Source organism: Alteromonas sp. 76-1 (assembly GCF_900654235.1).
Taxonomy (GTDB): Bacteria; Pseudomonadota; Gammaproteobacteria; order Enterobacterales; family Alteromonadaceae; genus Alteromonas; species Alteromonas naphthalenivorans.
Genome location: NZ_LR136958.1, coordinates 2,223,758 through 2,236,822, shown reverse-complemented (window position 1 = coordinate 2,236,822; position 13,065 = coordinate 2,223,758). Strand labels below are relative to the sequence as shown.

Annotated in this window: 13 protein-coding genes and 3 tRNA genes; 6 read left to right on the top strand and 10 right to left on the bottom strand. The window is 43.0% G+C overall.

All coding sequences use genetic code 11. The annotated features are described in order from the left end of the window. Positions 1-24: 24 nt before the first annotated feature. From ovoA to ALT761_RS09500, 6 genes are all read right to left on the bottom strand, one after another. Positions 25-2,124 (bottom strand): 5-histidylcysteine sulfoxide synthase, encoded by a 2,100-nt coding sequence (gene ovoA, locus ALT761_RS09525; protein ID WP_129738272.1) that lies wholly within the window; start codon positions 2,122-2,124, stop codon positions 25-27. A gap of 647 nt (positions 2,125-2,771) precedes the next feature. Then, positions 2,772-2,863 (bottom strand) — tRNA-Ser (locus tag ALT761_RS09520). Positions 2,864-3,049: 186 nt separating this feature from the next. After that, a complete protein-coding gene (locus ALT761_RS09515) occupies positions 3,050-4,516 on the bottom strand; it encodes a DUF3360 family protein (RefSeq protein ID WP_129738270.1) in 1,467 nt (488 codons plus the stop codon). A 145-nt stretch (positions 4,517-4,661) separates the two neighbouring features. Next, positions 4,662-4,753, bottom strand: a tRNA-Ser gene (locus ALT761_RS09510). Positions 4,754-4,957: 204 nt separating this feature from the next. Continuing rightward, positions 4,958-5,338, bottom strand: coding sequence for a hypothetical protein (locus ALT761_RS09505; protein WP_129738268.1), 381 nt, complete (start codon positions 5,336-5,338; stop codon positions 4,958-4,960). A 162-nt stretch (positions 5,339-5,500) separates the two neighbouring features. Further along, positions 5,501-5,592 (bottom strand) — tRNA-Ser (locus ALT761_RS09500). A 237-nt stretch (positions 5,593-5,829) separates the two neighbouring features. On the opposite strand from ALT761_RS09500, the gene ALT761_RS09495 reads away from it, so the two are divergent. From ALT761_RS09495 to ALT761_RS09470, 6 genes are all read left to right on the top strand, one after another. Further along, the gene (locus tag ALT761_RS09495; RefSeq protein ID WP_129738266.1) at positions 5,830-6,495 is read left to right on the top strand and encodes a Bax inhibitor-1/YccA family protein; all 666 of its coding nucleotides are present in this window, start codon (positions 5,830-5,832) and stop codon (positions 6,493-6,495) included. Between the two features lie 126 nt (positions 6,496-6,621). After that, entirely contained in the window at positions 6,622-7,011 is a 390-nt protein-coding gene (gene tusD / locus ALT761_RS09490; RefSeq protein WP_129738264.1) for a sulfurtransferase complex subunit TusD, read from the top strand. After that, the gene (locus ALT761_RS09485) at positions 7,011-7,373 is read left to right on the top strand and encodes a DsrE family protein (RefSeq protein ID WP_129738262.1); all 363 of its coding nucleotides are present in this window, start codon (positions 7,011-7,013) and stop codon (positions 7,371-7,373) included. The genes tusD and ALT761_RS09485 overlap by 1 nt, the downstream gene beginning before the upstream one ends. Continuing rightward, positions 7,373-7,756, top strand: coding sequence for a DsrH/TusB family sulfur metabolism protein (locus ALT761_RS09480; protein WP_129738260.1), 384 nt, complete (start codon positions 7,373-7,375; stop codon positions 7,754-7,756). The genes ALT761_RS09485 and ALT761_RS09480 overlap by 1 nt, the downstream gene beginning before the upstream one ends. Before the next feature lie 55 nt (positions 7,757-7,811). Continuing rightward, positions 7,812-8,159, top strand: a complete 348-nt coding sequence (locus ALT761_RS09475; RefSeq protein WP_126873205.1) for a TusE/DsrC/DsvC family sulfur relay protein — start codon at positions 7,812-7,814, stop codon at positions 8,157-8,159. A 72-nt stretch (positions 8,160-8,231) separates the two neighbouring features. Then, a complete protein-coding gene (locus ALT761_RS09470; RefSeq protein WP_129738258.1) occupies positions 8,232-9,050 on the top strand; it encodes an HAD family hydrolase in 819 nt (272 codons plus the stop codon). A 195-nt stretch (positions 9,051-9,245) separates the two neighbouring features. On the opposite strand, the gene serS is transcribed toward ALT761_RS09470, so the two are convergent. From serS to lolA, 4 genes are read right to left on the bottom strand one after another with little or no spacing between them, the layout of a single operon-like run. Beyond that, a complete protein-coding gene (gene serS, locus ALT761_RS09465; protein WP_129738256.1) occupies positions 9,246-10,538 on the bottom strand; it encodes a serine--tRNA ligase in 1,293 nt (430 codons plus the stop codon). A 10-nt stretch (positions 10,539-10,548) separates the two neighbouring features. Further along, positions 10,549-10,932 (bottom strand): fluoride efflux transporter CrcB, encoded by a 384-nt coding sequence (crcB, locus tag ALT761_RS09460; protein ID WP_129738254.1) that lies wholly within the window; start codon positions 10,930-10,932, stop codon positions 10,549-10,551. Between the two features lie 5 nt (positions 10,933-10,937). Further along, a complete protein-coding gene (locus ALT761_RS09455) occupies positions 10,938-12,272 on the bottom strand; it encodes a replication-associated recombination protein A (protein ID WP_129738252.1) in 1,335 nt (444 codons plus the stop codon). A 34-nt stretch (positions 12,273-12,306) separates the two neighbouring features. Beyond that, positions 12,307-13,062 carry an outer membrane lipoprotein chaperone LolA gene (gene lolA / locus ALT761_RS09450; RefSeq protein WP_129738250.1) on the bottom strand — a complete coding sequence of 252 codons (756 nt, stop codon included), beginning with the start codon at positions 13,060-13,062 and terminating at the stop codon, positions 12,307-12,309. Positions 13,063-13,065 lie beyond the last annotated feature (3 nt).

The window sequence follows — 13,065 nt, the reverse complement described above, 5'->3', positions numbered from 1 at the left end:
CGCTTAAACGCTCTATACACAATACTATCGCTTTTTAAACACGTTAAATTCAGACAGTGTATGCTGATATTTACGCTTTGTTTCACGAATAACGAAAGGAATTTCAGTTGGCGCCCCTACTCGCTCAAAACTCTCTTTAAGCGTGGCTTCCAGCGCTTCTGTCGACGTCAACGTTTCACCGTTCTCGTCTTTATAACCGCCTAACCATTCGCTACGTTCTGTGTATTCTTCCAACCACGTAAAGGGTGAGGCTATTACCAGTATGCCGCCAGCATTAAGCCTTGCTGTAACGTCGGTCAGTACTTTCTTAGGGCTGTACACTCTATCAAGCAAATTACCCATAAAAATTAAGTCGTAGCCTGTAAATTGCGGCTTCAAATTACACGCGTCACCTTGAGCAAAATGGACTTTATCGGCATATTCCGCTAAGCCCATGTTGCTTAACTTTCTGGCTTTAAATGACGTTAGTTCGCCCTCTTCAATAAGGTTATAGCGAATTTCACCTCGTTCTTGCATAGCAACAGCGGTTTTAATAAACCGTGCAGAAAAATCGATACCATCAACATGATCAAAATAGGTAGCCAATTCAAACGACGAGCGCCCTACTGCGCACCCTAAGTCTAGCGCCTTGCCGCCTTTATTTTCAGGCATGTGGCTTAAACAAAAATGTGCACTCGCTTTAGCGAAGTTTTCAACGTTGAAGTAAGTGTCACCGTAATGAAACTCGCTGTATTGTGATACTTGTGTATCGCTTTCGTAATCCAAATCATTTACCTGTATGGGTAGCGCAGCTTCTACATAGCGAAAGCCTGCGTGTTGAAAGAAGTGACGGCGAAACGCATAACGGCTTTGTGCCATTGCCTCATTCCCCGTAGATATCCAGCTTCCGCCTTTAATAAGGTTATGCTTGTTGTCAAAGGTAGGCGTGGTGAAATCATCGTACAACGGGTGCACTTTAAACCCATCAAAGGGGTAAATTGGCGTTTCTGTCCACTGCCATACGTTGCCCACTACATCGTAAAAATCACCGGTTTGGTTAACATCAACCGGTTCACTAGACGCATACTTGTTCAGCGCAATGTTATAACCGTCTGAATAGGTATCTTCGGTAACGCCCGCACACTCTCGCAAACGTAGCCACTCATCTTCAGTAGGTAGTCGAATTAACGTGCCGGATTGCTCACTTTTATAATTACAGAAGGCTTTGGCTTCGTGGTAATTCACATCTACAGGCCAGCTCAGTGGTAACGGAAATGCTTCTAGCATACTGCGGTACAAATAACCGTTGTCAGTCTTTACCCAGAAAGTCGGATGCGCTGCTTTTGTGTATTCGCGCCACTTATTACCTTCTTCTTCCCAGTAATCTGAGTTCTCATATCCGCCTGCTTCTACAAACGCTAAAAACTCACTATTACTCACAACGAATTGACTGGCTTTAAATTCGGCTACGCTCGCTTGATGATGACCATATTCGTTATCCCATCCATACAAGGCATCGTTCCACTGCTTGTTGCAGATAACCTCGCCACTTGGCATATCGATTAACGTATTGATAGGAGCACTAGAGAAAACGTTACATCTAGGCCAATTTTCATTATCGGTCTTAACCTGGCTAATAGGCAGTTGACGGATAAGTACTGAGGATGTTTCTAAATGAATGCGTTCATGTTCAATACCCATTACCAACGGCCACATTGGGCTTTCCCAATTGATAGGCATACTAAAATCGAGGGTTTCTATTACCGATAACACGAGATCGCGTACTTGGCGTCGATATTGACGCACCTCATCAACAGACGGCCATGCGTAGTTCTCGTCGTTAAGATCATCCCAACTCATTTCGTCTACACCAATAGCAAATAGAGACTCGAATCTTGGGTTGATGCGCTCAGAAATGGTTTTAGCCAAAATAAGCTTATTGATAAAAAAAGTAGCGGTATGGCCAAAATAAAAGATGAGTGGATGGCGAAGCTTTTCAGCACGCTGAAAATAGGCTTCATCGCTTGCTAGGCAAGTAAATAGGCTTTCATAGGTATCAAACGAATCCGTAAAATACGCTTTTATTTCCTCACGTTTTTGCTCAACACTTCCCTGACTCAAATTGAGCGTACTCATAGCCTGCATATCAATCCTCTATATTTATTCTTTTTCGTCAGTGGGTGTAACGGGTTGTCGTTGCGTTTCACTTACACTTTCGTTTTAAGCATTAGCACTGTAATGAGTAATAACCTCTATATCACTTACTATACACCTTAATTGCAATTGGACATTAGAGTGAAGCCCTAACCACACATCTGCGAACTAGTGTCTTTAAACAAGTGTACCTATATAGAATGGCGATAGTATACAAAGCTTATGATTAATCGTTTTTAGCAAAAAATTATGACCAACATGCGACTGACGCGTGAGCCTTAGTTTAGTCTCTCACTCATTTTTATTAACGCCGCGTAGTCGAACACATTAGTTATAATGAATGTAATCATTTTATAAGAGCTTATTACAAATTATAGACAGAGGAAGATCAGAAAAACTTTCAATGAGTTGCAGTACTTTTTCACCGCTATCTTTCGTTTGTATGGACGTTTGTCAATGCGGCATTGCTAGTTAGTGGCTAGGGCATCTTCTAACCTTAATTAAAGTTTTAGAATTGTGAATTTTATTTAATTAAACGTGCCCGAAACTATACGCCGCTTACTGCCGTTTGCTGTCGTGCTAATACACTTTATTTCAGGCATAAAAAAACCCGCAACAATGTGCGGGTTTTCAAAACTTGGCGGAGAGGGAGGGATTCGAACCCCCGGAAGGTTTGACCCTTCGCCTGATTTCAAGTCAGGTGCATTAAACCGAGCTCTGCCACCTCTCCAAGTGCTGCGTATCTTAATGATTTAATTTTCTCTGTAAAGTGCTAATTTCAATAAAATCAATCAAGTGTCTATTTGATAAACAAAAAGCCGAACAACACGAATAAAAGCTCACTTTTTCGCTAAAAAGCATGCGCGATAAATCTGTGGCACACACTTTAGTCTTTCAAAGTAATCGCGCAAAGCACCTACAATCTAAATGTCTCCATAATCGCGGGTACGCCAGGGAACATACCAATTAAGGCCATTACCGTACAAAGCACAATAAAAGTGATACCAGGGATCAGCCAACGGCCGGCTTTACCAAGCTCCCCTGCTCTTTCCTTACAACCCACTAACCCTAAGTTATCGAGAAGCATAGTGAAAGACCAACCAAACACAGGGTTAACCAGTACTGATGAAATAACCACTAGTGCTGCAGATTGTGTTGTTTTTCCTTCTCGCGTCATTTGCATACCGGCTTCCATCAACGGTAAAAACACACCCACTATTAATGCAACACATAACACGGGAGGCCAAATAGCAAGGTCCATTGGGTAACCCCAAATGGCAGCAACTACACACAATATGCCAGTTACTATTGCACCACCCGGAATAGGTCTACGCGCAATTGACGCTGGTATTATGTAGGTTCCCCACGATGAAGCAATGTTGCCACCGCCAAGTAAACTTCCCACCGCTTGGCGGCTAGATGCTGCAATCATGGTATCGTCGATATTCATGTGCGCTTTGTCACTATTCTTCGGATAGCTCAATTTCTGGAAAACCTGATGACCAAGAAAATCCGGAGACCACATAGACACCGCTAATACAGCAAATGGCAGTACCGCAATAAAATGAGACCAATTAGGTAACCCCAATTGCCAACCTGTATTTTCACCCCACCAATAGGCTGGGTTTAAATTTGGCATACCAGGCGAGGTAGTAAATTCAAATGGCGCGCCTAGGGCAAAAGCAATTACCGCTGCCATGACTGCGCCTAAAGGAATAGCCAACCAACGCTTTTGAATATGCTCCAACCATGCATACATTAAAATGGTGGCAACAATAACCACAAAGGCTAAATAAGCCATGTCGAAACTCTCTGCCCAGGCAAACAGCTTTTTCACTTGCCCAGTTATACCAATGAATCCTAAATACAGTAAAAGGCCGCCACAAACCCCATTACTGGTTAGTTTTGCTAGTACACTACCGCCCTTGGTTATCCCCAACAAAAAGCCAAAAAAGCCAATTAACAGCCCTAACGCCATAGGATGACCGCCCGATGCAACCATCAGAGGGACGAGAGGAAGTAAAGGGCCATGGGTACCCGCTAAGTTCGCTGAAGGATTGAAAAAACCGGATATCAACACAACAAAAAGCACCGCAGCAATAAGCAGCTCAAACCGAACGTTTTCTACAACGAATTCAGGTGATAACCCTAACGGCGCAGCAAACGCCCCGACAACAGCCGCAACCATTACAATTTTGCCTATTGTTGCCGCCATGCCAGGCACACAGTCTTCCCACTCTAATCGGTAGTCTCTACCAGGAAGGTTCAGTCGCCAGCGCTTTGGCGCAATAATTTGTAACTCGTGATTGAGATAATCTTCTCTAGATTGAAACGTACTACTTGGCTTGTGAAGTTTTTGATAAGAATCGCTTTCTTGAGACACTTTACACCTTACGATTGCTGGAAGAATGGCAAGGCTATACCTGTTAATAGCGTGTAACAATGCGACTGTGGTCTTACACGTAAGCTGATTTCGCATTTATTTTATGCATAAAAAAACCCGCAACAGTGTGCGGGTTTTCAGAACTTGGCGGAGAGGGAGGGATTCGAACCCCCGGAAGGTTTGACCCTTCGCCTGATTTCAAGTCAGGTGCATTAAACCGAGCTCTGCCACCTCTCCAAGTGCTGCGTATCTTAATGATATTTTTCGGCGTGTAAAGTGCAAATCTAAATAAAGTGTGCCAACTGGCGAATAGATAAACAAAATGTATGACAAAGGCCGTATTTCGTGTAAAAAGCACTTGTTTTTCGCCATTTACCGAATAACCAAAGTATGTAAATCTGCAAAACTTCACATTTTGTGTAGGAAGTTATTTTCAGCACCTTATAAAGGGATTAATCTTGCTTCCACTTCAACTTGTTCAACGTGGCAAAGCCCCTCGGTCACTTCTACATCGTAGGCATACCAGTATTCGTACCCTTCTTTTTGTACGGTAATGTTGTAAAAGCCTTGTCGCTCAACTGCGCCTAACAACATCGTAGTAGAATCGCAATCAGAGGATTCTGGGTTGGTTAGCTCTTCCTCATAGCTCGACTCTTGAAGTAAGGCAGTGGCGCCACAAGAAATAGGTGCTTCAGTTACATCATCAATAACGGTAATAGCGATGCCTGGAATAACTTCAGTGGTACAAACAACGCCATCGTCGTTATCTGAATTACAACCTGCCAACAAGACAATGGGTAACATAGCTAAAAAGCGCTTCATAAATTCATCCTTAAACTAGCACTAGGCTTTTAAAAGTATTTTTTTAAATAAGAGACTGAATGCAAAACATACATCGAATAGAAGATAAAATCAGGTAATTTGTTACAGGCATAAAATTGCAGGCATAAAAAAACCCGCAACAGTGTGCGGGTTTCTAGAACTTGGCGGAGAGGGAGGGATTCGAACCCCCGGAAGGTTTGACCCTTCGCCTGATTTCAAGTCAGGTGCATTAAACCGAGCTCTGCCACCTCTCCAAGTGCTGCGTATCTTAATGATATTTTTATGACTGTAAAGTAAAAATTAAAAAAAATAAGTTAAGTGATGGCATTTCAAACAATTAGTGCGCTAATTGCGCTGTTGACACGTAATTCATACTTACTAACACTATTTTCATTTGAAACTACTTGAAAATGGGAACTAAAACCCATACAACATATACTAATAGTTAGTTTACCGTTTTGGTTAAAGACAAAGTCCTTTTGGAGGAAACAATGGATCAACGTTCGATGTATTCAAGTGCATCTCAACCATCAGTGTTGCAAACGAACAAGGTTTTGCGCAACACCTATATGCTGCTTGCGATGACACTAGCGTTCAGTGCGGTTTGTGCTGGTGTTGCCATGGCAGTAGGTATACCTCCTATCATGTCATTAGTCATGACTATTGGTGCATTCATTACTTTATTTGTTGTACAAAAAAAAGCTGAATCAGCTTCAGGTATTTATTGGGTATTTTTGTTCACCGGTTTAATGGGTGCTTCATTAGGTTACACGCTTAACTTCTATTTAGGTGTAGCAGGCCCAGGCTTAATTATGAAAGCGTTAGGTGCTACTGCGTTAGTATTCTTCGCCCTTTCTGGTTATGCACTTACTACCAAAAAAGATTTCTCGTTTATGGGCGGCTTCTTGGTTGTAGGTTTAGTTGTTGTGATTGTAGCGGCCATTGCGAATATGTTTTTCGCAGTACCTGCGGTAAGCTTGGCCATTAGCGCAGCTATCGTATTTATTATGTCTGGTTTCATCTTGTTTGATACAAGCCGTATCATCAACGGTGGCGAAACAAATTACATTCGCGCAACGGTTTCTTTGTACTTGAACATTTATAACTTGTTCACGTCTATGCTTCACCTTCTAGGTGCATTTGGCGGCGACGACTAAATTCAACGCAAACGTTAAAGAAGACACCCCGTAACTGGGGTGTTTTTGTTTCTACGGCGCAGTTTCTATTACTAGAATAAACTTTAGATTTATCATTCAATTAATCATTAAGCATATTGTAGAGTCATGGCACATTATTCGATTTTAGTAACAAGCTCCCCATATGAAGGTCAACACGCACAACGTGCGGTTTCCTTTATCAATAGTGCTATTGCACAGGGGCATACTGTTAATAACGTCTTCTTCTATGGCCAAGGTGTGCATCATGCTAATGGCTTCATGGTAGAGGTGGGTGATGAATTTTATCCATTGGGTGCGTGGCAAGCGCTTAAAAACGACCATAGCGTTACCCTACTCCTTTGTATTACTGCCGCGGTTAAACGAGGCGTAATAGGTGCGCAGGAAGCTGCTAGCGCCGGGGTATCAGGTGCTAATGTGGCAGAGGGTTTTGAACAGGCAGGTTTAGGTGAATTTTTTACCGCGCTTCATGACTGCGATAAGGTGGTACAGTTTTAATGGCTACTTTATTAATTCGATTTACTCAAGCCCCTTATCAATCTAGCACCAGCCAAGATGGGCTAGACTTTGCACTCGCTGCTACCAATTATGGCCATGAGATCATTGTGCTGTTCGAACAACAAGGTGTATTGCAACTTACTAAAACTGAATCTGTTCGCGGAACAAAAAACCACAGCAAACGGTTAGGCTCCCTGCCCTTTTTCGATATTGAAGAATGTTACGTTTGCGAAGAAAGTTTAAGGCAGTCGCCTCTAGCTAACCAAAAACATGAGTCAATAGCGCAACTAGATGCTTCACTGTTATCAATTGATGAAAAGTTAGCACTGTGTGCGCGTGTAGACCATGTGGTGACCTTCTAATGCTCTTTATTGTAAAATCTTACCCGCTAAGTGCTGTAGCGGTTAAAACCCTTCAACAGGCGTCTATAAGTGCAGATTCTGCCAACGCAGTTGTTCTAGTCGACGACGGTGTGTATTACACCCAACAGACTAATAGCCAACAGACCGATCACAGTCTGTTGAGCAGTTTATCGAACACAATAAATGCCGGTGAAGCTATGCACAGTGCAACAAGCCTATTTGCCCTACAAGATGATATGGCCCTGCGTGGGCTATTCCATAAGGCGAGTCAAGCGCCTGCCCATGAAGCAAGTAGCGAAGACAATACGGAATCTGTCACACCAATATCGATGGATGAATTTGTAGCACTGACTGATACTTTTTATCCAGTTGTGCTCTTGTAGGTGCGCTAATAGAAGCACTTACAAAACCTTATGCGTCAACTACAGAGCGTTATTAATGACCCAAGAACAGTTTCATTTTGAATTTAACGGCACTACCATCCCTACTGACAAAGCAGGCTATCTGCTTGATCACACCTTGTGGAATGAAGACATGGTGCCAACGCTAGCAGCAAACGAAAACATTAGCCTTAGTGAGCCCCATTGGGAAGTTATTCGCTTTGTCCGCAACTTTTATGAAGAGTTTGAAACTAGCCCTGCTATTCGTGCGCTAGTGAAAGCGATGGCAGCTAAATATGGGCCAGAGAAAGGTAATAGCCGTTATTTACAACGTTTGTTCCCTAAAGGCCCAGCCAAGCAAGCCACTAAACTTGCTGGGTTACCGAAGCCTGCAAAGTGCTTGTAAAAAGTGCTGGTAAAACCGGTTTACGCTAGCGCAAACGCTTAGGCACTTATTAAGGTTAACGAGGAGCAACACATGGATCTTATCTTCTTCGATTTAGACGGGACGCTGTTAAATAGCGAATCGCAAATTTCAAACTATACCCGTGAGACCTTAGCCCTTCTGAAACAGAACGGCATTGCATATACAGTAGCGACGGGCAGAACCATGCTATCCGCTAACAGCATTATTGCAGAAGATAACTTTCTGCTGCCCCATATTTATAATAACGGTGTAGCTATATGGGACCCAACCGCCAATGCATTAACCCTCGAAAACCTAGTCAATACTAATGAGCTTGAATTCATTATTCATCTTGCGCACCAAAATGATATCACTCCTTTTGTTAACGTTATTGATGGCACGTCTCATGTTGTTTATCACCCCACGGCAAAACACCCAATAGAACAAAATTTACTAGACAAATATTTTATAAAGACGAACGCAATACTTCGCTCGATAAGCCAACTTTCTCTTTCCGCTAAAATAACCAACATCAGTATGATTGGCGACAATACAACAGTTAGAAATATGTGGAAAACCATTAACGACGTTGAAAACCTTATTGCGTATTCAGGGCCCGCAATAGAGGGAAATTCTTTTAGCTGGATGGATATTCATCACCGTGCAGCCAGTAAAGGTAGTGCGGTCATGAACTTGAAACAACAACTGGGTGCTACCAATGTTATCTGTTTTGGCGACAGCGACAACGATTTAAGCATGTTTGAATTGGCTAATGAATGTTACGCCCCCGACAATGCTAAGACTGTTATCAAAAACGCAGCCAGTGAAGTGATTGGACATCATAATGAAGACGGTGTAGCGCGCTTTCTTAGGCAGCGATTTTCGCTTTAATTAACAAGTGCTAAACGGTAAACCCCAAGAACAAAGCCATTTGCCTTTAGCTATTTATATCCCACATACAAATAAGCTCGCAGATAGAACATCTACGAGCTTAAAATAGTCATTAAATATGAAATGTAGATTGCGGCTCTAGCTTTTAAAGTACATGCCTTAAAGCACATGCCTCAAAGCGAATGCCTTAAAGGCTTAAGCCTTTATCACTTCTACACCATTCATATAAGGTACCAGGGCTTTAGGTACCGTTACACTTCCGTCGGCTTGTTGGTAGTTTTCTAAAATAGCCACCAACGTGCGGCCAACCGCTAAACCAGAACCATTCAATGTATGAAGCAACTCAGGCTTGTTCGTTTCTGGGTTTCTGAAGCGGGCTTGCATACGTCTGGCCTGAAAATCTACCATGTTTGAACATGATGAAATTTCACGATAGGTATTTTGCGCTGGCAACCATACTTCTAAGTCGTAGGTTTTACATGCGCCAAAGCCCATGTCACCAGTACAAAGCAACACTTTACGGTATGGCAATTCAAGCTTCTGTAAAATAGTTTCTGCGTGCTGAGTAAGTTCCTCTAACGCATCGAAGCTGTCTTCAGGCTTCACTAGCTGCACAAGCTCAACTTTGTCGAACTGATGCTGACGAATCAAACCACGGGTATCACGGCCATACGAGCCTGCTTCTGAACGAAAACAAGGAGTATGCGCAGTCATTTTAATCGGTAGCGATTTCTCGTCTAGAATTTCATCACGAGCAATATTCGTTAACGGCACTTCTGCCGTTGGAATAAGTGAAAGCCCTTGGCCTTCTTCTGTTGCTGGTTGAGTATGAAATAAGTCTTCACCGAATTTAGGTAATTGCCCTGTACCATAAAGGCTGTCGGCGTTTACCAAAAACGGTACGTACATTTCATCGTAACCATGTTCACTGGTGTGAACATCCAACATGAACTGGGCAATAGCACGGTTTAAGCGAGCCATCTCACGGCGCATCACTACAAAGCGACTGCCTGTTAATTTAGTTGCCGTAGCAAAATCTAAGCTATTATTTAGCCCTTCACCAATATCAACGTGATCTTTCACGTCAAAATCGAAAGCGCGTGGCTCACCCCAACGTGAAATCTCCACGTTGTCGTCTTCGTCTTTACCTTCAGGTACCGACTCATGCGGTAAGTTAGGAATGCCTTGGGTAAAGGCCGTGATTTCATCAAGCAATACCGTTAGTTCAGCTTTAGCCGCATCTAAGTCATCGCCTAATTTGCCCACTTCTGCCAACAAAGGCGCAATATCTTCGCCTTGTGACTTTGCTTTACCAATGGACTTACTTCGAACATTACGTTCGTTCTGCAGATCCTGTGTTTTGGACTGAAGTGTTTTTCTTTTTTCTTCTAGCGAGTTAAATGTTGCTACATCGAGGTTATAACCACGGGCAGCCAAACGCTTGGCAGTTTCTTCTATATCGCCTCGTAAACACTTTGGATCTAACATGTGTTCCTACTTATCCTTTCATGAGTTCAATAGCCAGCCAACCTGCTAATAAGCAAGCGCCAACGTTAAGAAATATGTTAGCAATGGCTTTTAGCCACAGCTCGTTTTCTATTAATGTGAGCGTTTCCACAGAGAATGTTGAAAATGTAGTAAACGCGCCCAACAACCCTACCCCAATTAATGCACGGTAGGGAGAGTCGGTTAATTCGTTGCGCTCAATAAAGCCGTATAAGGTAACTAAAGCAAATGAGCCTACAACGTTCACCGCTAGTGTACCAAAGGGCATACTTTTTCCAAACCAAGAATCTATGGTTGTGGTGCAAAAATAACGCAAGCAAGCCCCAAATGCCCCGCCCGCTGCAATATAGCAGTATAAAATAACGCCTTGAGGCACAATATTCACCGTTTTTGATTATTACGCGCATGTTGCGCGTGTTCATTAAGCTTGTCTAAATAGTCACGTTTTGCTTTAAGCGCTTTTTCTAAACCGCGCTCGTTAGGTTCGTACAAACGAGTGCCTGCAATGCTATCGGGCAAGTAAACCTCACCTGCGGCAAAAGCATTAGGTTCATTATGCGCATACCGGTAGCCATCACCATGACCTAAGTCTTTCATTAATTCGGTGGAGGCATTACGTAAATGCATGGGCACAGGCGCATCTGATGTTTGTCTTGCTAATGCTTTAGCCTGGCTAAATGCCATATAAACAGCATTACTCTTTGCCGCTAAGGCACAATAAACAGCAGCTTGCGCTATTGCACGTTCACCTTCAGCAGGCCCTACGCGATGAAAGGTATCCCAGGCGTTTATGCTTAACTGCATGGCTCTAGGGTCGGCATTGCCTATATCTTCAGAAGCAATGGCCAATAATCGCCTAGCGACATACAGCGCGTCACCACCACCGTCTAATATACGAGCGTACCAATATAATGCAGCATCAGGGTCTGAACCCCGTACCGACTTATGAAACGCCGAAATCAGGTCATAAAATGTATCACCTTTATTGTCGTAGCTGGCAATTTTTTCGCCTACGGCTTGTTCAATATCGGCAATAGAAATAACACTGTTCTCGGTAAAGTCGGCTGCCAGCTCTAAATACGTTAGTAATCTTCGACCATCACCGCCGCACAACCCTAATAAGGCGTTACTCGCATCTTCCTCAATGCTTAATTGGCGTAAACCTAATCCTTTTTCTTCATCAGTTAACGCGCGTTGCATTAATTCAGCCAGCGCGTCTTGTTCTAACGCTTTAAGTACGTAAACCCGAACACGAGAAAGCAATGCATTATTTAATTCAAAAGAAGGGTTTTCAGTGGTGGCACCAATAAAAGTGACGGTGCCAGATTCTACAAAGGGTAAAAATGCATCTTGCTGACTTTTGTTGAACCTATGTACTTCGTCCACAAACAGCAAAGTACGTTGGTTATAGCGAGAGTTTTCTTTTGCGGTATCCATTGCAGCACGAATATCTTTAACACCAGAGGTTACCGCTGAAATGCGAATAACCGAAGCATTGGTATAGGTGGCAATAAGCTCGGCTAACGTCGTTTTACCCGTACCTGGTGGGCCCCATAAAATCATAGAATGGCAATGGCCTGCTTCTAACATTTTACGTAGCGGTTTGTTGGGGCCTAATAGGTGCGACTGGCCGGCATACTCATCTATAGTCACCGGCCGCATTTTAGCTGCTAGTGGCGCGAAAGGCTCAAATGGCGCTTTGCTGTTATTGATCATCGAATCTTTGCTTTTATTGATCATCAATTATCGGCTATCGCTGATCATCAATAATATAGCTTTGCGGCACATCTACAGAAAACAGGTTATTTTTAGCCGTATCAATAGCAAAATCTAAGTCTTGCTCGCTAAAGACTAACGCACTGGTTTGGTCTTGTGCATCAAGCATATCAAGAGTCGACAGTATGCCGTCGCTGTTGAAACCTAAAGTCAGTGACTTTATTTGGCCATCTGCCGATTTAGGCACAATTTGGTATTGCTCTAACGTTGAACTGGCCTTCGCGTCATCAAGCTTACTGATCACAAAGCTATTCCAAGTTTCATCGTCGTTAGCCGTTAATAACACAATAGGGTTGTCTTTAATCGCTTGGTCTTGCGAAATAATAGTCACCTGTTCAACAAAGGTATCAATATTCCAAACCGCTTCACCATCGGCAATCAGCAAGGTTTCATCAGGAAAGGTGGTTTCCCAACGAAGCTTATTGGGGCGCATCATGGTTAGGGTACCTTGCGCTTCATGCACAATATTACCTTGGGCATCCGTTACCGTTTGGGTAAAAGCAGCTTGGTATTGCTGTAATCCATGTAGGCGTTTTTTTAACAGTACATTCGCATCATTGGCTTCTGAAATTTCTTCAGCACTGTGAGAGGTAAATTCAGGCTTTGTAGCAGATTCAACCACCACTTCGGCCCCACCACTGACATCATTAATTGCCTCTACTGGCATTGCAGATAAGCTTAACGGCGCCGTTAGCGCCATTGCCATCATAATAAGTACTACTTTGTTCATTCT